This window comes from Streptomyces ureilyticus, assembly GCF_011045025.1.
Taxonomy (GTDB): domain Bacteria; phylum Actinomycetota; class Actinomycetes; order Streptomycetales; family Streptomycetaceae; genus Streptomyces; species Streptomyces ureilyticus.
On record NZ_JAAKZX010000008.1, the window covers coordinates 77,169 to 97,792 of the forward strand.

A 20,624-nucleotide genomic window follows, 5' to 3' on the forward strand; every position below is an offset into this window, starting at 1 on the left:
CAGGGATCTCCTTCAGGCTTGGGGGGTGCGGGCGTGCGAGCGGCGGCGGCGGGCGGCGATGGTGGCCTTGTCCGGTTGGCGCAGGTCCCACACGACGCGAACCTTGCCGAGGGTGGTCAGCACCCAGCCGGAGAGGTCCGGCTCCCAGGCCCGTACCGCGTGCTTGTACGAGCCGGGGAAGGCGTGGTGGTTGTTCTGCAGCCCCTCCCCGAAGGTGAAGACGGCGACCGGCCAGTTGTTGGCGCTGCGGTCACCGTTGTCGAACGGGCGGCCGCCCCACATGTGTGAGATCGAGCCGACGCACCAGGCCGCCTGGTTGGCGACGAAGATCCGGGCCAGACCGCCGAAGACGAACGCGGTGAACCCGGCCATCAGGCTGCCGCCGACCACGAGCCCCCCGACCGTCGGGATCAGCAGACCGAGGGCCAGCCAGTACAGGTAGGTACGGTGGTAGAACATCAGCTGGCGGTCGCGCAGCACGTCGGGGGCGAAGACAGTCCAGCGGGAGGTCTCGTCGCTGAGCATCCAGGGCATGTGCGCGTGCCACAGCCCGCGCAGCTTGCCCAGCACGCCCGGACCGTGCAGGTTCGGCGAGTGCGGGTCGCCCTCGTGGTCGCTGAACCGGTGGTGGCGGCGGTGCGTGGTGACCCAGAACATGATCGGGCCCTGGCCGCCCATGGATCCGGCGATCATCAGCGCGCCCTCGAAGAAGCGGGACGTCTTGAAGGACTTGTGGGCGAGATAGCGGTGGAAGCCGATGGTGATGCCGGCCATGTGGACGGCGTACATGACGCCGAAGAGCGTCCAGTCCACCGCGGTGACCTGGCCCGTCCAGAGCAGGTACAGCGCGGCGGCGAAGCCGATCGCGGGCAGCGTCATCAGGGTGAACGCCGTCACCCACTTGATCCTTCGGCTCGCCGGGTCGAGCTTGACGATGGCCGGCTCCAGTGCCGGGCCGACGGTGGTCGACATGGGACTACCTCCTTGCGTTCTCGGCGGAGCGCCTGCCGCGGCTCGGATAGCGCACGTTCGTCACCAGTCCCGCGCGGTCGGCCAGCCTGATCACCGAACCGGCGATGTCGAGCTGCCAGAACGTGCGCCGGGTGACGGCCAGGGCGGGCTGGGCGTGGTGGTTGTTGTGCCAGGAGCCGCCGACCGAGAACGGGGCGAGCGCCGCGACGTTTCGGCTGTTGTCCCGCGTCCGGTACGGGCGGTTCCCGAGGGTGTGCCCGATCGAGTTGACCCCCCAGGTGACCTGGTCGAGCAGGAAGATCCGGGCCAGACCGCCCCAGAGCAGCCCGCTGACGGCACCGGTCGCGCTACCGCTGAGCAGGCCGCCGACGGCGGCGGGGAGCGCGAGACCGAGCGCCACCCAGGTGAAGTAGTGGCGGTTCAGACGCATCACGGTCCGGTTGGCCATCAGGTCCGGCACATGGCCGCTCCAGCCGCTGCGCCGGACGGTGAACAGCCAGCCGACGTGCCCGTGCCACAGCCCGCGCAGCCGGGCCAGCCGGCCCGTGCCGATGGGGCGCGGGGAGTGCGGGTCGCGGTCGGTGTCGGTGTGGGCGTGGTGCATGCGGTGGGTGGCAACCCAGAAGAGGATCGGCCCCTGCGCCGCCATGCTGCCGGCGACGCCCCAGACGGTGGTCACCACCGGGCCGGCGGCGAACGCCTTGTGCGAGAAGAAGCGGTGCAGACCGCCCTCGACTCCGAGCGCCGTCACCAGGTACATGCCGGCCAGCAAGGCGCCGTCGGTCACGGTGAACCCGTAGTGCCAGGCGAAGGCCACGGCGGCGGCGAAGCCGGCCGCGGGGACGCAGACGGTCAGATAGGCCAGACGGCGGGCCAGGTGATCGGTGTCGGACCGGGTGGCCGCGGGCATGGCGGTGGTCATCGGAACTCCTGGGGTCAGAGCGCGACGGGGGTGGTGGCCGGGTGGGGGTGCTTGAGCTTCCCGGCGAGGTAGTTTTCGCGGACCGCGCCGCGGCGGACCTTTCCGCTGGTGGTCACCGGGACGGTGCCGGGCGGACCGAGGTGGATGGCGCCGGGCGCGATGCCGTGGTCCGCGGTCACCGCGGTGGTGATCTCCTGCGCGGCGCGGGCGAGCTCGCCGTCGGTGCGTACCGCTGACGGGGCGAGCTCAGCGACGACGACCAGCTCTTCGGCGGCCGCGCCGGGGCGTACGACGCTGAAGGCGGCCGCCCGGCGGAGCCAGTCGCAGGCGGTGAGCGTGGAGAGCTCGATGTCCTGCGGGTAGAGGTTGCGGCCGGCGATCACGATGAGGTCCTTGATCCGACCGGTGATGTACAGCTCGCCGTCGTGCAGGAAGCCGAGGTCGCCGGTGCGCAGCCGGCCTGCCGGAGTGTCGGCGTCCGTGCGGGTGCCGGCGGTGCGCGGAGGGCCGTCGGGAGCGCCGGCGGTGTGCGGACGCCCTCCGGGGGTGCCGCTGGAGCCCGCGTCCGCCGGGCGGGCCCCGAAGGTCTCGGCGGTGAGCTCGGGGCGTTGGAAGTAGCCGTGCGCCACGTTGGGCCCGCTCACCCAGACCTCGCCGACGTGTCCGTGCGGCGCCGGAACCAGGGTCTGCGGATCGACGATGAGTACCTCGTGGCCCTCGGCGACGGCGCCGCAGCTGACCACCTCGACGGCGTCGTCCGCCCACGGCGCGCCGGCCACCACCCGCCCCTGCTCCAGCCCGGCCCGGCCCAGCCAGCGCGTCCTGACCGGCGTACCGTCCGGCTTGCCCGAGACGAAGAGGGTGGCTTCGGCCATCCCGTAGCAGGGGATGACGCACCCCTCGTCGTAGCCGGCCGGCCCGAAGCGGTCGCGGAAGCGGTCGAGCGTCGCCTTGAAGACCGGCTCGCTGCCGCAGTAGAGCTGGCGCAGCGTACTCAGGTCGAGCGCGGCCAGCTCCTCGTCGGTGACCGAGTCCACACACATGTCGAACGCGAAGTTCGGTGCCACGGAGATGGTGGCCCGGTGGTCGCTGACCGCCTTGAGCCAGCGGTACGGGCGCTGCACGAAGTGCACGGGGGAGAGCAGGACCAGCGGCCAACCACCGTGCAGGGAGAGCATGATCGTGCCCATCAGGCCCATGTCGTGGTACGGCGGCAGCCAGCTGCACCCGAGGCGGTCCGGGTCCGCGCCCATGTTCGCTTCCAGGACACGGCAGTTGCTGACCAGGTTCCCGTGCGTCAGCACGATCCCCTTCGGATCGCCGGTGGAGCCGGAGGTGTACTGGATCAGTGCGGGCTCGTCCGCCGCCACCGGCCGATGCGCCGAGGCTGCGGCGGGGCCGGCGGTGTCCGGGCCCGCCAGGTCGGCGTCGTCCAGGGTGAGCACCCGGACGCCGGACAGCGGCTCCGCGGCCATGGCCTCGCTCTGCAGATGGTGGCCCGCCATGATGACCGCGTCGGGCCGGCAGTCGGCGATGATCGACACGAAGCGGCTGGAGGCCTTGCGGCCGAACGGGGGGAAGGACGGCACGGCGACCGCACCGGCCTGGAAGATCCCGAACAGCGCCGCGATGTAGGGCAGTCCGGGGTCCAGCGCGAGCACCACCCGCCGCCCGGCGCAGTCCCCCAGCCGGCCGGCCACCTCCGCCGCGCGCCGGGCGAGGTCGTGGTAGCTCCAGTCCACGGCGCTCTGCGCGGTGCCGTCGGCGAGGAACCGGTAGGCGAGCACGGGCGGCTCGGTCAGCCGCTCACGCAGGATGTCGGGGAGCGTCATCAGGCGCATCAGCAGTCCCTTCGGGGAAGTCGGACCCAGGGGATGCCGGGGGCGGGGGGCCGGTCAACGGCCGCCCGGAGATCTCTGTGCAGGCGAACAAAGCCCCGTGCTGCCGTTGTTGCCGTGCACGGGTCCCGCGCCCTGCCCCGTCCGCACGGCCCTACAGTCGTGGCGCCGGGACAGCTGTGGAGAGGAAGAACAGCATGAAATCGTTGATCCTGGGTGGCGCGCGGACCCCGATGGGCAAGCTCATGGGCTCGCTCAAGGACTTTTCAGCACCGCGGTTGGGCAGCCTGGCGATCCACGAGGCGCTCGCGCGGGCCGGGGTTCGGCCGGAGCAGGTGGAGTACACGATCATGGGGCAGGCGATCGGCGCCGGCGCTGGCCAGAACCCGGCCCGGCAGGCCGCGGTCGCCGCGGGCATCCCCATGAGGGCTCCCGCGATGACCGTCAACAAGGTCTGCCTGTCCGGCCTCGACGCCGTGGCCCTGGCCGACCAGCTGATCAGGGCGGGGGAGTTCGACCTGATCGTGGCCGGCGGGCAGGAGTCGATGACCCGGGCGCCGCATCTGCTCGCCGGAGCGCGGGCCGGCTTCAAGTACGGTGAGACGGCGCTCGCCGACGCCATGGAGCTCGACGGACTGTACTGCGCCTTCGACGACATGGTCATGGGCGAGGCGACGGAGCGCTACAACGGCCGCTACGGCGTCACCCGCGAGGAGCAGGACGCCTTCGCCGCCGCCTCGCACCACAAGGCCGCCGCGGCGATCGCGAGCGGCGCGCTCGCCGAGGAGATCGTGCCGGTGCCGGTGCCCCAGCGCAAGGGCGGCGAGGTGCTGGTCGAGCACGACGAGACGGTGCGCCCCGACACCAGCGTGGAGATCCTCGGCAAGTTGCGCCCCAACTTCGGGGCGGCCGGGACCATCACCCCCGGCACCTCCTCACCGCTCAACGACGGCGCCGCGGCGGTGGTGGTGTGCAGCCCGCGCAAGGCGGCGGAGCTCGGCCTCACCGCGCTGGCCGAGATCGGGGCGCACGGGACGGTCGCCGGCCCCGACCCCAGCCTGCACGAGCAGCCGGCCAACGCGATCAACGCCGCGCTCGCCCGCGCCGGCCTCGGCCTCGGAGACCTCGACCTGGTGGAGATCAACGAGGCGTTCGCCTCGGTCGGACTCGTCTCGGCCGGCAAGCTCGGCCTCTCCGCGGAGATCCTCAACGCCGACGGCGGCGCCCTGGCGCTCGGCCACCCCCTCGGTGCCTCCGGGGCCCGCCTGCTCGTCCACCTCGCGTACGCCCTGCGCCGCCGCGGCGGAGGCACCGCCGCCGCCGCCATGTGCGGAGGCGGCGGGCAGGGGAGCGCGCTCCTGGTGCACGGGGTGGCCTGAACCGGGATCCGCCTGGGTGGTCTCCCCGCGGCCGATGGCGCGATCGATCTTCTCGATCTCTGCCCAGGTAAAGCTGAGGCGACGGTACTTGTTCCGCTGCTTCGGCCGCATGTGCTGGATGTCCTCTTTTGAGGCTGTGGTCATCCCTGGGTGCCACGGCCGGGCCTGACGGCTAGTCATCTTGGGCATGGCGCTCCTCTCTCGCCCAGACCGGCTGTGCGTTCTCTGCGTAGTGCTCCCGATTCCGCGGCCGAAGTTCGGTGTTCGTCGGGGGGATGAGCGCCGTGGCAGTCCGCTCGGGCGGGGTCTGGACCACCTTGTGCCGCGGCTTGGGCGGGCGAGGCTCCTGGCTAGCCGTGCTCGGCTGCCCTCGATGATCGGAGATCTCGCCAGCGACGATGCGAGCGGCACGGGCGCGCGCAGCGGCTTTCGCCGCGGCCTTCCGCGCCCGCTTGGCCTCAGACGGGTACCGGCTTCATCTATGTCGTCGCGATCCCCGGCGCGGTGTCGTACGTGAAAGTGGGCTCCACGGCTGGGCCACGTGCCCGCTTCGAAGCACTGCGTAGTGAGGCGCACCGTGTCGGGTCGACCGTGACCCGGGCCGGCTCTCGCCCGCGCATCCGCAGTACCAGACGAGCGAGTCCCGCACCCTCGCGGCCTGCCGCGCACTGTCCCCCTCATCGACGCCTCGCGGCGAGTACTTCCCCGAGCTCGACTTCGTCAGCGCCCGGCGCGAGGCCGTGAAAGCGGCACTGTCACGTTGGCTGGCCGGTGGGATGATCTTCTGGTTGATCAGCCTGGGAAGGGTCGTCCGTGGGGAGCGCGTCGCTGTCGTACAAGGGGCACCGGTACCCGGTCGAGGTCATCTCCCACTGTGTGTGGCTGTATCACCGCTTCCCGCTGTCGTTCCGCGAGGTCGAGGAGCTGATGCTCGAGCGGGGCGTGACCGTCTCCTACGAGACGGTGCGCCGCTGGTGCGGCAAGTTCGGGCAGCGGTACGCGAGCGCGCTGCGCCGCCGGCGGCCTCGGCCTGGGGACAAGTAGCACCTGGACGAGGCCTTCATCAAGACCAACGGGCGGTTGCAGTACCTGTGGCGGGCCGTCGACCAGGACGGCAACGTCCTGGACATCCTGGCGCAGGACCGCCGGGACAAGGCTGCGGCCAGGCGCTTCTTCCGCCGCCTGATGAAGAAGACCCGAACGGTGCCGCAGCTGATCGTCACCGACAAGCTCCGCTCCTACGGCGCCGCCCACCGCGAGGTCATGCCCTCCGTCGAGCACCGCTCCCACAAAGGCCTGAACAACCGGGCAGAGAACAGCCATCAGCCAACGAGGCAGCGTGAACGGGCGATGAAGGGCTTCCGCTCCGCAGGCGGAGCGCAGCGGTTCCTGTCCGCGTTCAGCGGTACCTCGCCCCACTTCCAGCCCCGCCGACACCTGATGCCCGCACACAACTACCGCGCCGAGATGAGCATCCGCTTCGCCATCTGGGAGCAGATCACGAGAGAGACCCCTCCTCGATCGCCGCCCTCGGCGCGGACACGCGGATAGGATCCGATGCGCTTCTTCACCTGGGAAGTGCCTCCGACGGTGGCAGTGGATCTCGATAATCCACATTCTCCCTGGTCAGAGGAATTTTCTGCTTACGTGATCACCCGTCGGACACCACACTTCGCGAAAGCCCGAGGTTAGGCCGGGCTACTGGCCTGGACTGCCACGAATATGGCGCGATCGTCCCCTACCGCGGCCAAGAACGAGGGTGCTACAAATTTCCTAGACCTCGAACCACCCTGTGCCACACCGTCGGCAGAGAGTGAATCTCAGTGTCCGAACTCTTCCATGTACCGTTCGTCAGCGCGGACCGTGAATTCGAAGAAATTGGACAGGAGCTACTGGCGACCATTGAGTCGGTATTGCGAGGCGGGCAGATACTGAACGGAGAGCCCGTATATCAACTGGAGAACGCACTTGCGGTGCTCGGCGGTCGAAAATACGGAAGAGTGGTGAACTCCGGTACCGACGCACTCTACTTCGCGCTTGTCGCCGCAGGCGTCGGCGAAGGCGACGAGGTCCTTCTCGGTGACTTGTCGTTCGTCGCGACTGTCGATGCGATCCTTCGGGCCGGCGCAACACCGGTGTTCGTCGACGTAGACGACGATTGCACCGTCGATCTCGACTTGGCTGCCGAAGCCCTGGGGCCTCGCACGAAAGCGCTTGTAGCCGTACAGCTCTATGGGCGCATGACGGATCCTTATCTCTTGGAGAGATTCGCCCGAGAAAATGGTCTTCTTCTTATCGAAGACGCTGCACAGTCGCTCGGTGCGGCTGTTTCCGGAAGGCGCAGCGGCTCGGTGGGGGTGGCCAGCTGTCATAGCTTCGATCCGATGAAGGTAATCCCGGCTCCGGGTACCGGCGGGGTTGTGCTCACCGATGATCCCGACATAGCTGAGCGTGTCGAGCAGCTCAGACGGTGGGGATTCTCTGGAGGCGACTTCGTACGCCTCGGACACAACTCCCAGATGTCCTCACTCACAGCCGCGGTCATCCAGGTGAAGCTCAAGCACGAAGAGCGGTGGCTGAAGCGGCGACGTACCATCGCATCGACGTATTCCGCAGGCTTCGACGACGGTCCGTGCCGCGTGCCGGAACACGGCGAGTTGCGCGAAAACGTCTATCACAAATACGTGCTTCGCACTTCTCGGCGAGACGCCCTGGCGGCTGCTCTTCGGGCAGCCGGTATCGAAACGCACGTGCATTATCCGTACGTGCTGCACGAGCTGCCTTTCATGGAACGATACCCGAACAGGCTGATCGACCGTGGACGGGCGAAACGGCTCACAAAAGAAGTGATCTCACTGCCGATACATCCTTTCCTCACCGACCAAGAGGTCGACCGTGTCGTGACAACCGCCCGTAAAGCGCTCGACGTCTAGCTGACGGGTCAAGCGGAGGAATTATGGGCACGACCGAAAACACCAGGCGCATCACGTACCAGTTCGAATACGAAGAGCGCCTTCGCTGCGCGTTCATAGGTGCTGGCGGGCATTCTTACAGGAACATCTACCCCGCCTTTCAGTACGCGCCGGTCGAACTCCGGGCCGTCTGTGATCTCGATGCCGGAAGGGCGGCCGCGTACGCCGGAATCTTTGGTGCGGCCCGGCATTACAGTGACCACCGGGTCATGCTGGAACGCGAGAAGCCGACCGCTGTCTTCATCGTGACCTCGTACGACGCGGACGGTCGCGTCCAAGCGTTGGATTTGGCGCTCGACTGCTTGGCGGCCGGCGCCCATGTATGGATGGAAAAGCCGACCGCGAGTTCCACTGCGGAGGTGGCGAAACTCGCCGAAGCGGCGCGGCTGGCCGATCGCATCGTTGTGACCGGAACGAAGACAGTATTCTCACCGGTCATGCGCAAGGTGAAGGCGATCGTCTCCTCACCCGAGTTCGGTGAGCCGTCATCAATATTCATCCGCTACCCCCTTTCCATGCCGTCGTTCGAGCGGCGCGCCAGTCTCGTGGAGATGAACTGGTTTCTCGACTGCATATTTCACCCGGCGGCCGTACTGTTCCATCTGATGGGGTCCATCGACCGGATCAGCCACGAGTGGGAAGCAAAAACCGGCGCGAGTGTCACCGCCATACGGTTCCAGTCGGGTGCGGTGGGGGCACTGCACCTCGCGGCGGGAGCATCGCCCGGCAGTCCGGTGGACAGAACAGAGGTGATCGGGAACAACGCCAACGTCGTCATCGAGAACGGGACCACGCTGACATATTATCGGCCGACGCCCGCCCGGGAGTCCGGCCGCGTGGGCTCCTTCCTCACGCCGACGGAAAGCGCACCGCTGCGCTGGGAACCGGAATACACGTACGGCCAGCTCTACAACAAAAACCTGTTCTATCTGGGCTACGTCGATGAAATCGTGTACTTCTGCGACTGCATCATGAGCGGCACCGCCCCGGACCGCGGTTCACTTACGCAGGCGTTCCGGATTCTGGAGCTTTTCGAAGCCTACCGCCGGGCGGAGCCCGGGACCTGGACCACCGTCGACGCCAAGTAGGGGGAGGACATGCAAGTTGGTGCGCGCGCCGAACGTCGCTACATGCGGAAACTGAGGGTTTGGGGTGAGCGACAGCCCCTGCGCCTCCCCTTCACGTCGGCCTGGGTTCGGCAACGCTGGGTGCGCAACACATACGCACAGTCGATCTGGATGCTCCGCCGGAACACCTTTCTGGCGGCATCGCGACACTGCGAACTCAACGCTGTCACCACCGGATACTACTTCGAGTTCGGGTGTCACAACGCAAGGACCTTTCGACTCGCCTACGACGCGTTCAGCCCACTCCACGACTTCACCTACGTCGCCTTCGACTCCTTCGAGGGGTTACCCGACGTCACGGGCATAGACGTTCACGGCGACCTGTGGTATCGCGGCCAGATGAGCACAAGCGAGGCCGACTTCAGGAGATTGTGCAAGCGTCACGGAATACCGGACGAAAAGTACAGAGTCGTAAAAGGGTTCTACGACAAGACCTTGACGCCGGAACTCGCCGCCGAACTCGGACCGCTGCACGCGGCCGTCATATACATCGACTGCGACCTGTACGTGTCCACGGTCCCGGTCCTCAAATTCGTAAAGAGCTTCCTCCGCCCGGGTACGGTCATAGTGTTCGACGACTGGTTTCTTTATAACGGAGACCCCCAGCGCGGTGAGCAAAAGGCTTTCGCCGAATTCTGCCTGGAGAATCCCGGGTTTCGATTCCAGTCATTCCTCAGCAACAACGAGCACCAAGCTTTCATCTTTCTTGGCGAAACATCGCAACCCCAACAAGACACGTCGACACAGTCGACATTGTAGGGAGTGGACCGATGCCATCGACTGCAGGTGCGCCGATATGGGCGATAACGAGTTACTACAACCCGGTCGGCTATCGATCGCGACGGGAGAACTACCACCGCTTCCGAGATCACTTGCAAGTGCCACTGGTCACCGTGGAACATTCCGCATCGGGGCGTTTTGATCTCGGCAGCGCCGACGCCGACACCCTGATCCGCCTCGACGGCGGGGATGTCATGTGGCAAAAGGAACGTCTGCTCAATGTTGCCCTGGAGGCCGTGCCGGCAGCGTGTGAGGCCGTTGCCTGGTTGGACTGCGACGTGCTCCTGCGTAATCCCGATTGGGCCGAACAGTCCCTCGCGAAACTCGACGAATCATCCCTCGTCCAGCCCTTCTCACGAGCCTACGAAGTACAGGCCACCGGAAACGACGACCCGCCGACGGCGAAACCCCCCACCACGACCCGACCTTCTTTCGCCGCTCGCTACGCCAAACAGGAATTGTCGCCGGATGAGATCCGCACATGGCGTATCGGTGACGACAACGTCCCGATTCACTGCGGCTACGCATGGGTCGGACGCTCGGACCTGCTCCGCCGGCACGGCTTCTACGACGCGTCGATCATGGGTGGCTGCACACGCGAGACCGCCACAGCAGCGATCGGCGAGGTCGAGGTCGCGGCACGGTGTCATCCGCGTAGTCGGGCACAGCTCGACCATTTTCTGGCATGGGCTCACAAATGGTCGGCGGAAATAGACGGGCGCATCGGTTACATCGAAGGAGAACTGATGCACCTTTGGCACGGGGAAACCGCCGACCGCGGTTACGGAAAGCGTTATTCCATACTGGTGGAACACGACTTTGACCCGAGTGCCGACATCGCCCTCTCCGAGGACGGCTGCTGGAAATGGGCCACACCCAAGGCGGAGCTGCACGAGCAGGTGGCCCGGTACTTCACAACGCGCCGCGAGGACGGAGATTTAGAGTCGGCATAATCATGCGATTCACATCGGAGGAATCTATGGATAAGAACGGAAGCGCCGACCACAGGATATACAACCCCAGGGGCTGTGAGGTCAACGCCGTCCTGCACTGCAACTTCCGCTGCCGGTCCTGCAGTCACCTGTCGCCGATCATGCCTCCGTGGTTCGCCGACCCCCAACGGGTCTTCCTCGATCTGTCCCGACTGGCCCGGCACTACCACTGCGAATTCGTCAAGATTCTCGGTGGGGAACCGTTGCTCCATCCGCGGTTGCCGGAGATCATCCACGCCGCCCGTGAATCATCCGTCGCACAAAGGATAGTTTTGTGCACCAACGGATCACTTCTTGACTCTTCCGCAAGCGAGGTGTGGTCCGCGGTCGACGAGATCGAGATCTCAGTGTACCCGGGCAAAGCGATCTCCAACGACGAACTGGACAGTTACCGCCGTCGCGCACGAGACCATGGCACCGACTTGCGTGTGAGACTCAGTCCAGAATTCCGTGAGTCGTATTCCGAATCGGGTACCGACGACGGAAACCTCATCGACCGCATCTTCCGTACGTGCCAAATCGCTCACGTATGGCGCTGCCACACCGTGCATGAGGGGTATTTCTACCGCTGCCCCCAGAGCTACTTCATCCACAGATTGCGGCACGCGAACCCCGAAGACTCGGGGGACGGCCTGAAGATCCGTGACGACGACTTCGCCGACGATCTGCGCCGTCACATCGACTCCGCGATGGGCCCCGCAGCGTGCCGATGGTGCCTCGGCAGTGTCGGTCGCCGGTTTGCCCATGAGCAGGTGTCACGCCGGCGGTGGGCAGAGCTCGCGAAAGAACCCACCGAAGCACTCCTCGACCGGCAACTATTGGCTGAACTCGAGGACGACATCAACGAGGAGAGGCACGGAAAAATAAAGGTGGAGAACGGACCGATCCCCGACTCGTGGACCAAGTCCTGAGTCGTACGACGGGTTCGACCTCAGCGGAAGAGGCCGCAGTGACGACACGGCTTGTCCTATGGGACATCGACCACACGGTTCTCGATACCCGCGGCGTCGGGCAAGAACTGTCTGCTTACGCATTCCGAAAAACCACCGGTTTGGAAATGAGGCGGCGAGTTCGCGTGGACGGTCTCACCGAACGCGTCATCTTTCGCGAGACGGCGAAACTCAACGGACTGGCCACCACGCACAAGGACTTCGAAGCCTTCGCCCAGGCCCTGACCGAGTGCCATCGGTGCCACCGCGGCACGCTCCGCGAACGCGGCCGAGTACTCCCTGGCGCCGGTGCCGTCCTGGGGGCCGTGAATCAGCTGCCGGACGTCGGACAAACCGTGGTCACCGGCAACATCCGCGGAAGCGCCGAAATCAAACTAGCGGCGTTCGGGTTGGACCGGCACCTGGATCTCACTTCCGGGGCATATGGAGACGAGCACGACGACCGCTCCGAACTCGTAGCACTCGCCCTTCGTCGGGCCGCCTGCCCCTCCGCATCAGCTGTTCTCGTCGGCGACACGCCTCACGACGTAAGGGCCGGACTCACCCACAAGGTTCGCGTCGTAGCCGTAGCGACCGGGAAGTTCACGGAAGACGAACTCCGATCGGCCGGCGCACAGGTCGTGGTGCCCGACCTGACGGCCACGCGGAACGTCGTCAACGCACTCATCGGGAGGCGGATCCGCTGATCGACACAGTGGTGCGAACAGGGCACGACGAACTCCCGTGGCACGTACGTAAGTCGAAGAAGCGGCAAAACGCCCTGCCCGCGCCCCGCCTCAAACTCGAATGACGGGAGCTTGAACATGAGTGGAACCTCCCATGCAGCTGTCGACGCGGAACTAAGTCGGGCGATCGACAAGCTGGCGGCGGCAGGATGCCCCGACCCTCGATCCGATGCCGAACAGCTCATCGCAGCGGCCTTGCGACTCGATCGTGGCGAGCGACAGGAGCACGGCCGCAACGACCTCACTCCCCCGGTCTTGGACCTGCTTTCCGGATGGTTCGATCGTCGCGCGGCGCGGGAACCCGTGGAGTACATCGTTCGGCGCTGCCAGTTCCGGGACCTCCATCTCCGCATCGATCACAGGGCGCGGGTACCGAGGACGGAAAGTGGGACTCTGGTAGAGGCCGCGCTCACCCTGCCCGAGGGAGCACGGGTCCACGACGTAGGAACCGGATGCGGCGCCATCGCATTGGCGACCAAGGCTGAGCGCCCCGACCTGGTCGTCACCGGCTCGGACATCGCACCCGACGCAATCGGCCTGGCCCGAGAGAACGCGGTGCGCCTCCACCTCGATGTGCGGTTCGCTGTCGCATCGGGCCTCCCCGACGGTACGTATGACCTCGTCGTCGCCAACCTGCCCTACCAGGATTCACACACCTCAGCGGTCCCGAGTGTCCCCGAAGACGACCACCAGCCTTCTGTTTCGCAGCTAGGCGGTTGCGATGGCCTGGAAGTCATCCGCGACTTCCTGGTAAAGGTTTCTCCGGGAGTCATGGTCGCGTTGAAGCACGCGCCGTCGCAGGCCGAAGCCATCAGCGCCCTTCTTCGGGACCCTCGGCCAATTGGCCCGAGCAGTGGACCCGCCCGATTCACGCTCGGCCAAACGCCTGAATGACTCGGGACTGGTATGACGACAGTCACTCGTGGGACAGACCAGACACCGAACCATTACCAGGATCACGACAGGGCGGGCGTACACGGACACGTCGGCCACGGGCCTCGGCTTCGGCAGTAGCCATTGGCCGCCGCGGTGACCTGGCTTTCGAGGGTCTTGCGCCGTCGCCGCCCTTGGCCACTGCACGTTGCCCGCAGCGGTCAGGTGCCACACCTTCTCCCGGTCCGCGAGAGTAACGACGGCCCGGTAGCCGAGGTCACGAACGGCTCCACGGGAAGGCCCAGCCAGACGGCTGGACCCTTCGCGTGCGCCGGTACGACCCGGCGTGGTCATCACCGGGATCCGTCCTCCTGCGGGGGGAGTGGGGGTTGGGGTCTTCATAGTTGAGCGGTGCGGAGGTGCCCGCGGGCTCGGCGGGTGGTGACGCAGCGTGTCCGGAGGCGTTGATTGGTCGCGTTCCTGAACCCGAACACGTTGCGTGCGGTCAGCTTGATCACACGGTTGACGCTGCGCCTGCCGAAAAACTCATCCGTCCTGGTGGGGGCTGGTGTACGGGTGGTGTCGAGCGCGGGCGCTCGGGCGGGTGCTCTGGGCACCTGGTGAGTGCCCCGGCAGCATGATCGACCGTGCTGCTGCGACTTGCCTGTCTGGGTGTGGCGAACGTGTTCGCCCTGCTGCGGCTGCTACCGGTGAGCAACCAGGACAAGGACGCGGAGATCCTCGCGCTGCGTCATCAGATCACGGTGCTGGAACGCCGGCTCGGCCGGGATCGGGTGCGGTTCGCCCCGAGTGACCGGGTGTTCCTGGCCGCGCTGCTGCGCCGGCTCCCGCGCGGTGTGCTGCGTCGGGCACGGCTGCTGGTGCGCCCCGACACCGTGCTGCGCTGGCACCGCGACCTCATCTCGCGCCGCCACGCGGCCCGTTCCCGGCCGGGGCGTGCGGGTCGGCCGCGTACCGTGCGCTCGATCCGCGTGCTCGTGCTGCGTCTGGCGCGGGAGAATCCCGGCGGGGGCTACCGGCGCATCCACGGCGAACTGCTGGTCCTGGGCGTGCAGGTGGCCGCCTCCACGGTGTGGGTGATCCTGAAGGAGGCGGGAATCGACCCGGCACCCGAGCGGGGTTCCAGCACCTGGACGGACTTTCTGCGCTCCCAGGCTGATGCCCTGCCGGCATGTGACTTCTTCGAAGCGGTCACCCTGTCCGGGGCGCGGCTGTACGTGTTCGCGGTGATCGGGCACGCCGGCCGGCGCATCCGCGTCCTGGGCGCGAGGGCGCACCCGACCGCCTCCTGGGTGACACAGGCCGCCAGGAACCTCGTCATGGATCTCGAGGATGCCGGCTGCCGGGCACGGTTCCTCCTCCGGGACCGCGACGGGAAGTACCCCGCCCTGTTCGACACCGTCCTTGAGGATGCGGGGATCGAGGTCGTACTCAGCGGGATCCGGATGCCGCGGATGAACGCGCTCATGGAACGGTGGGTGCAGACCTGCCGACGCGAACTGCTGGACCGCACCCTGGTCTGGAACCAGCGCCACCTGCTCCACGCCCTGCGCGAGTTCGAACAGCACTACAACTCCCACCGGCCCCACCAAGGCATCGCAGACGCCCGCCCGCTGCACCCCCTGCCACCGCCGATCACCGACCCGGACGCCATCGCCCACCTCGACATACGACGACGCGACCGCCTCGGCGGCACCCTCCACGAGTACCAGCATGCGGCCTGACCTGCACGGACGAGATTCTCGGCAAGGACAGCGCCGAACATGAACGTCAATGCGAAGTCAGACTCTTCCCTCATTGGAGTTGAACTTTGACGACGTCGACCCTACGCCGCCAACGAAGTAGAACCGCTTCTCACCTGGGAAAACGCCCTCCGCTGCTCTTCGGAATGGGCTGACACTTCGGGCAGAAGTAGGAGGAGCGGTTCATGAACGGGGCTCTTCTGATCCTCGTTCCACACCGGTTACACGCCTGGTCAGAGCGCCCATACACGTTCAACTCTCTACTGAAATAACCGGACTCGCCGTTCACGTTGACGTACAGGCTGTCGAAGCTGGTGCCGCCGGCGGTGAGAGCCTCGTACAGCACGTCCCGTACTTGGCCGAGGAGTTCGGCGGTGCGCGGGCGGGTGAAACCGGTGGCCGGACGCTCGTAGTGCAGTCGCGAGCGCCACAGCGCCTCGTCCGCGTAGATGTTGCCGACGCCGCTGATCAGCGACTGGTCGAGCAGGGCCCGCTTGATGGTCGTACGCCGTCGCCGCAGCGCCTCGTGGAAGGCGGCGTCGTCGAACTGCGGGTCCAGTGGGTCGCGGGCGATGTGCGCGATGACGTCCGGCAGCCCTTCTGGAGTGGTCGTGTGCAAGGAGAGCCCGCCGAAGGTGCGCTGGTCGACGAAGCGGAGTTCGGTGGTGAGGGTGTCGTCGAAGCGGACGCGGATGCGCAGGTGCTTCTCGTCGGGCGCACTCTCCGGTTGCACGAGCAGCTGGCCGCTCATGCCGAGGTGCGCGAGAACGGCGCTCGGCTGGTCGGCGAGAGGCAACCAGAGGTACTTGCCGCGCCGCTGAGGCAGCCCGATGCGGTGCCCCTTCAGCCGGGCCCCGAAGTCCTCCCCGCCCGCGACGTGCCGGCGCACCGCGCGCGGATGCAGCACCTGTACGTCGGCGACGATCCGTCCGCTGACCCAGCGCTCCAGACCGCGCCGTACGACCTCGACCTCAGGAAGCTCGGGCACGGTTACTCCTCCGGATGCGTGGGCGCTCCGCTGGAAGGGCGCCTTGAGAACTGCGGGCCCGTCGTCGTGGCTGTCGCGCGGGCCCGGCCAGGGCTGTGAACACCGTCGCCCGCCCCCTCGGCCGGGGACGGGCGATCGGTGACGGCTGTGGCCGTGTGTCAGGCGGGAGCCGCGTCCGACCTCGCGGTCGAGGGGACGCCGACGTCCCCGTCGGCTTCCGCGGCTGCCTTCGCGCGTTCGTCCGCGGCGGAGCGGATCTCCCGCCACGCGGACTCCGCGGCCTGCTGCTCCGCTTCCTTCTTGCTGCGGCCGGTGCCGGTGCCGTACGAGACGCCTCCGACGCGGGCGGCAGCAGTGAAGGTCTTCTCGTGGTCCGGGCCGGTCTCCGTGACCAGGTACTCGGGCACGCCGAGCCCCTCGGTCGCGGTGAGCTCCTGGAGGCTGGTTTTCCAGTCCAGGCCGGCACCGAGATTCGAGGACTTCTCGATCAGCGGGTCGAACAGGCGGTGCACCAGCTCCGCCGCCGAGTCCAGCCCTTGGTCGAGGTACACCGCGCCGATCACCGCTTCAAGGGTGTCGGCGAGGATGGACGCCTTGTCCCGGCCGCCCGTGCCCTCTTCACCGCGGCCGAGCCGGATGAAGGAGCCCAGTTCGAGCCCGCGGCCCACCTCCGCCAGTGCACGCGAGTTGACCACCGCGGCCCGCAGCTTGGCCAGCTGCCCTTCGGGCAGGTCGGGGTGGGTGCGGTACAGCGTGTCCGTGACCACCAGGCCGAGCACGGAGTCCCCGAGGAACTCCAGGCGCTCGTTGGTGGGCAGACCGCCGTTCTCGTACGCGTACGAACGGTGGGTCAGCGCACGCACCAGAAGGGCGGACTCGAGCTTGTAGCCGAGCCGCCCTTCCAGAAGCGTGTGGGACGAGGCTGTGGTGTTGTCCGCCCTTTTCTTGGCGTTTACGTCCGCCTTGGCGTCAGACATGAAGCCTCTCACCAGCCGCTCAGACCTCGAGGACCTGGCGCTTGTTATAGGTGCCGCAAGCGGGGCACGCGATGTGCTGCAGCTTGGGCTCGTGGCAGCGCTCGCACGCAACCAGGTTGGGGACCGCAGCCTTCCACTGCGACCGGCGGTGGCGCGTGTTGCTGCGCGACATCTTCCGCTTCGGAACAGCCACGGCTACTTCTCCTGCTTCTCGTCGACGCCCGATTCGGCGCCGCTGATCTCGTCCTTCTCGCCATCTTCGAGTGAACCGGCGAGTCCCTGCAGTGCCGCCCAACGGATGTCGACGGCGTCATGGTGGTGGCCCGGTTCGTCCGAGAGACGTACTCCGCACTCGGAGCACAGTCCCTCGCAGTCGTCCTGGCACACCGGCTGCATCGGCAGTGCGAGCACCACCGCATCACGCAGCACAGGCTCGAGGTCGAACAAGCCGTCCTCGATGAAAAGCCTGTCCTCATCTTCCTCGGCGTCGTCGGCCGGTTCCGCCTTCGGGCGGCCCCGGTCATCGGCGTCGGGGTACGAGAACATCTCCTGGAAGTCCGCTTCGAGCTCCAGCTGAAGCGGCTCCAGACACCTTACGCACTCCCCCTCGGCGACGGCCCGGGCGGTCCCTGTGACCAGGACACCCTCCATGACCGACTCGAGCCGGAGTTCGAGCTCCACCGGGGCGCCTTCCGGCACTCCGATCACTCCCTGGATACCGAGGTCCTTGGGAGCGTCGACCGCGCGGGTCAGCCGCTGCAGCGCACCAGGACGTCGCCCCAGCTCGTGTGTGTCGAACACGAGAGGGTTGCGGTGGTCGAGGCGGGCGTTCAGGGCCATTCCTGCTTTCGATCTTGAAACTCAGTCGCCGCCCCAGATGCTCCCGGGCAGCGTAGATCGCGGACGAACGCGCGACCGAAGAGCCAGGATACTGGACCTTCCGCTCTCGGCCCAATCCGGTGCACACCGGCGGTCAAGGACACCGGCGTACGCCGGTGTGGGCGCCCTTCGTCAGCGTCCGCCGCGCTCCTGCTCGTACTGACGCAGCTGCTCGGCGCTGATCATGCTCGTGTCGAAGAGGCTGGTCTCGTCGAGGGCGTGCGCCTGCGGCTCGGGCTGCTGCTGCCCGTAGGCCTGCTGCCCCTGGTGGGGGTCGTAGCCGGTCTGCTGGACGTTCGGATCGTAGGCCTGCTGCGGATACGCGGCGTATGGATCGGCCTGCTGTTGGTACGCGTACTGCTGGTCCTGCTGGCCGTACGGCTGCTGATAGCCGTACGCGTCGGACTGTTGCTGATACGCGTACTGCTGCTGGTCCTGCCCGCCGTACGGCTGCTGGGCGGGAACGGCAGGTGCCGGTTCGGCGGGCCGGGCGGGGGCGTCCACGGGGGCCGCGAGGCCGTCCAGGTACTCGGCGTCGCTGGTGTGCTGCACGGGCGACCCGTCGTCCGTGAGCGCACCCAGGTCGTCGGTGGCGATACGGCCGTGAAGCTTCTGGCGGCCGCGGCCGACGGCCTCCAGGGTCTTGGCGAGGACAGCCTCGAAGGCACCGAGCTTGACGTCGACGTATTCATCGGCGTTGCGGCGCAGGGTCTGGGGGTCGTGGCTGCGCTCGGGCGCGTCCTCGTCCTCGTAACCGTGCTCGTCGAGGCCGGGTCCGGTGCCGAGCAGCTTCTCGCGGCCGCGGCCGACGGAGCCGAGGGTCTTGGTGAGGACGACCTCGAAGTTGGCGAGCTTGGAGTCGACGTAGTCGTCGGCCTCCGCGCGGATCTCCTCGGCCTCCTGGCGGGCCTCGGCGAGGATGCGGTCCGCCTCGCTCTGGGAGCGGCGGGCGATCTCGGTACCGGAGACCAGCGAGCCGCGCTCGGCGTGCGCGGACTCGATGATCCGCTGGGCCTCCTCGCGGGCCTGCTCGACCAACTGCTCGCGCCCGCCGATGAGTTCCTGGGCCTGGGCGAGGGAGCCGGGCAGCGCCTGACGCACCTCTTCGAGCAGGGAGAGCAGCTCGGCGCGGTTGACCACGCACGAGGCCGACATGGGCATCGAACGGGCGCTGCCGACCGCCGCGACGATCTCATCGAGCTTCTTCTGCACGTCCACCGTGTGCTCGCCACTCTCTACAGCTGTGATGGAGACGGACGGATCGACTGTACGGCCACTCCCGCACCATCCGACACCGGGTGACGCACTGTCAGCCCGCAGGGGCCGTCGCGGTCCCGTCCGAGTCCCGTCTCAGTCCTTCTTGAGGCGTTCGTTGAGGGCTTCGAGGACCATCGGCGGCACCAGGTGGGAGACGTCTCCGCCCCAGGCCGCGACCTCCTTGACGAGCGAGGAGGACAGGAAGCTGTAGGTGGGGTTGGTGGGGACGAAGAGGGTCTCGACTCCGGAGAGGCCGTTGTTCATCTGGGCCATCTGCAGCTCGTAGTCAAAGTCGCTGACCGCGCGGAGTCCCTTGACGATCGCGGGGATGTCACGCTGCTTGCAGAAGTCGACGAGGAGGCCGTGGAAGGACTCCACCTCGACGTTCCCGAACTCCGCGGTGACCTGGCGGATCAGGTCGATCCGCTCGTCGATCTCGAAGAGGCCCTTCTTGGACTGGTTGATCATCACCGCGACGTGCACGACGTCGTACAGCTTGGACGCTCGGGCGATGATGTCGAGGTGTCCGTTGGTGATCGGGTCGAATGACCCGGGACAGACGGCGCGGCGCAACTGAGGTCCCTCGCTCTCCAGTCCGGTCATCGTGCGTCTTCGCACGTAGAGGCGGCGCGACCGTACCAAAACGTCCCCTCGCCGTAACGACGGGAGCGCAGGGCCTCAAAACCGCCGGGCCACCGGAATTCGCCGCCTCTAGTACTGCGTTCAACGGTGACGAGCGCTTCGCCCGCGAGCCAGCCCTCCGCACGGAGTGTGAGCAGTATCTCGCGAAGATCGTCGTCCGGGACGTCGTACGGCGGATCGAGAAATATCAGGTCGTACGGGGCTGTCGGCGCCCCCGCGCGGATGATCTGCGCCGCTTTGCCGGATCTCACCTCGGCGCCGGGCAGCCCGAGCGTTTTCACGTTCTCCCTGAGGGTGCGTACCGCTCGGGCGTCGACCTCGACAAGGAGGGTGTGCCCGGCGCCGCGTGACAGTGCCTCCAGTCCGACGGCGCCCGAGCCGGCGTACAGATCGAGGACGCGCTCGCCCTCCAGGGGGCCGCCGAGCAGGGACTGCCAGGTCGAGAAGAGGCCCTCGCGTGCCCGGTCGGAGGTGGGCCGGGTACGGGTTCCGTGCGGGACGGCCAGGCGGCGTCCGCCGGCCCGGCCGGCGATCACGCGGGTCATCTCTGTCCTTGTCGTGGAACGAGCGGTTGTGACAGTTCCAGTC

The 20,624-nt window shown here is 67.2% G+C and carries 19 protein-coding genes and 1 pseudogene; 10 read left to right on the plus strand and 10 right to left on the minus strand.

From position 1 onward, the window contains the following. Positions 1–12 precede the first annotated feature (12 nt). Genes G6048_RS04320 through G6048_RS04330 form a run of 3 tightly spaced genes read right to left on the minus strand, consistent with a single transcriptional unit; the run spans position 13 to position 3,735 of the window. The gene (locus tag G6048_RS04320; RefSeq protein ID WP_165338070.1) at positions 13–972 is read right to left on the minus strand and encodes an acyl-CoA desaturase; all 960 of its coding nucleotides are present in this window, start codon (positions 970–972) and stop codon (positions 13–15) included. 4 nt (positions 973–976) lie between these two features. Further along, a complete protein-coding gene (locus G6048_RS04325; RefSeq protein WP_165338071.1) occupies positions 977–1,894 on the minus strand; it encodes an acyl-CoA desaturase in 918 nt (305 codons plus the stop codon). Between the two features lie 14 nt (positions 1,895–1,908). Then, positions 1,909–3,735 (minus strand): fatty acyl-AMP ligase, encoded by a 1,827-nt coding sequence (locus G6048_RS04330; protein ID WP_165338072.1) that lies wholly within the window; start codon positions 3,733–3,735, stop codon positions 1,909–1,911. A gap of 194 nt (positions 3,736–3,929) precedes the next feature. Here G6048_RS04330 and G6048_RS04335 point away from each other — a divergent pair, with 194 nt between their 5' ends. From G6048_RS04335 to G6048_RS04380, 10 genes and pseudogenes are all read left to right on the plus strand, one after another. Beyond that, complete coding sequence (locus G6048_RS04335) at positions 3,930–5,111, plus strand: acetyl-CoA C-acyltransferase (RefSeq protein WP_165338073.1); 1,182 nt, start codon at positions 3,930–3,932, stop codon at positions 5,109–5,111. Between the two features lie 813 nt (positions 5,112–5,924). After that, positions 5,925–6,614, plus strand: a pseudogene (locus G6048_RS04340) (IS6 family transposase); the annotation flags it as partial. A 320-nt stretch (positions 6,615–6,934) separates the two neighbouring features. Then, entirely contained in the window at positions 6,935–8,044 is a 1,110-nt protein-coding gene (locus G6048_RS04345) for a DegT/DnrJ/EryC1/StrS family aminotransferase (RefSeq protein ID WP_165338074.1), read from the plus strand. A 23-nt stretch (positions 8,045–8,067) separates the two neighbouring features. Beyond that, positions 8,068–9,171 carry a Gfo/Idh/MocA family protein gene (locus tag G6048_RS04350; protein WP_165338075.1) on the plus strand — a complete coding sequence of 368 codons (1,104 nt, stop codon included), beginning with the start codon at positions 8,068–8,070 and terminating at the stop codon, positions 9,169–9,171. Positions 9,172–9,321: 150 nt separating this feature from the next. After that, entirely contained in the window at positions 9,322–9,969 is a 648-nt protein-coding gene (locus tag G6048_RS04355) for a TylF/MycF/NovP-related O-methyltransferase (protein WP_165338076.1), read from the plus strand. A gap of 11 nt (positions 9,970–9,980) precedes the next feature. Continuing rightward, positions 9,981–10,943 (plus strand): hypothetical protein, encoded by a 963-nt coding sequence (locus tag G6048_RS04360; protein ID WP_165338077.1) that lies wholly within the window; start codon positions 9,981–9,983, stop codon positions 10,941–10,943. 26 nt (positions 10,944–10,969) lie between these two features. Next, a complete protein-coding gene (locus G6048_RS04365) occupies positions 10,970–11,893 on the plus strand; it encodes a radical SAM protein (protein ID WP_165338078.1) in 924 nt (307 codons plus the stop codon). 38 nt (positions 11,894–11,931) lie between these two features. Next, positions 11,932–12,618: an HAD family hydrolase gene (locus tag G6048_RS04370; RefSeq protein WP_165338079.1), complete on the plus strand. Its 687-nt coding sequence runs from the start codon at positions 11,932–11,934 to the stop codon at positions 12,616–12,618. A 117-nt stretch (positions 12,619–12,735) separates the two neighbouring features. After that, positions 12,736–13,551, plus strand: coding sequence for a N5-glutamine methyltransferase family protein (locus tag G6048_RS04375; protein ID WP_165338080.1), 816 nt, complete (start codon positions 12,736–12,738; stop codon positions 13,549–13,551). A gap of 626 nt (positions 13,552–14,177) precedes the next feature. Continuing rightward, entirely contained in the window at positions 14,178–15,275 is a 1,098-nt protein-coding gene (locus G6048_RS04380; protein ID WP_165338081.1) for an integrase core domain-containing protein, read from the plus strand. A 130-nt stretch (positions 15,276–15,405) separates the two neighbouring features. On the opposite strand, the gene mutM is transcribed toward G6048_RS04380, so the two are convergent. From mutM to rsmD, 7 genes are all read right to left on the minus strand, one after another. After that, on the minus strand, positions 15,406–16,281 hold the full coding sequence (gene mutM / locus G6048_RS04385) for a bifunctional DNA-formamidopyrimidine glycosylase/DNA-(apurinic or apyrimidinic site) lyase (RefSeq protein ID WP_165338082.1): 876 nt from the start codon (positions 16,279–16,281) through the stop codon (positions 15,406–15,408). Positions 16,282–16,439: 158 nt separating this feature from the next. Continuing rightward, complete coding sequence (rnc, locus tag G6048_RS04390; RefSeq protein WP_165338083.1) at positions 16,440–17,258, minus strand: ribonuclease III; 819 nt, start codon at positions 17,256–17,258, stop codon at positions 16,440–16,442. Between the two features lie 19 nt (positions 17,259–17,277). Beyond that, complete coding sequence (rpmF, locus tag G6048_RS04395; protein ID WP_033321093.1) at positions 17,278–17,451, minus strand: 50S ribosomal protein L32; 174 nt, start codon at positions 17,449–17,451, stop codon at positions 17,278–17,280. Between the two features lie 2 nt (positions 17,452–17,453). Then, positions 17,454–18,098 carry a YceD family protein gene (locus G6048_RS04400; RefSeq protein ID WP_165338084.1) on the minus strand — a complete coding sequence of 215 codons (645 nt, stop codon included), beginning with the start codon at positions 18,096–18,098 and terminating at the stop codon, positions 17,454–17,456. Positions 18,099–18,269: 171 nt separating this feature from the next. Then, positions 18,270–19,355: an ATP synthase F0 subunit B gene (locus G6048_RS04405; protein ID WP_165338085.1), complete on the minus strand. Its 1,086-nt coding sequence runs from the start codon at positions 19,353–19,355 to the stop codon at positions 18,270–18,272. A 132-nt stretch (positions 19,356–19,487) separates the two neighbouring features. Then, positions 19,488–19,967: a pantetheine-phosphate adenylyltransferase gene (gene coaD, locus G6048_RS04410; protein ID WP_206341169.1), complete on the minus strand. Its 480-nt coding sequence runs from the start codon at positions 19,965–19,967 to the stop codon at positions 19,488–19,490. A 26-nt stretch (positions 19,968–19,993) separates the two neighbouring features. Continuing rightward, entirely contained in the window at positions 19,994–20,581 is a 588-nt protein-coding gene (gene rsmD, locus G6048_RS04415) for a 16S rRNA (guanine(966)-N(2))-methyltransferase RsmD (protein ID WP_165338087.1), read from the minus strand. Positions 20,582–20,624: the final 43 nt, after the last annotated feature.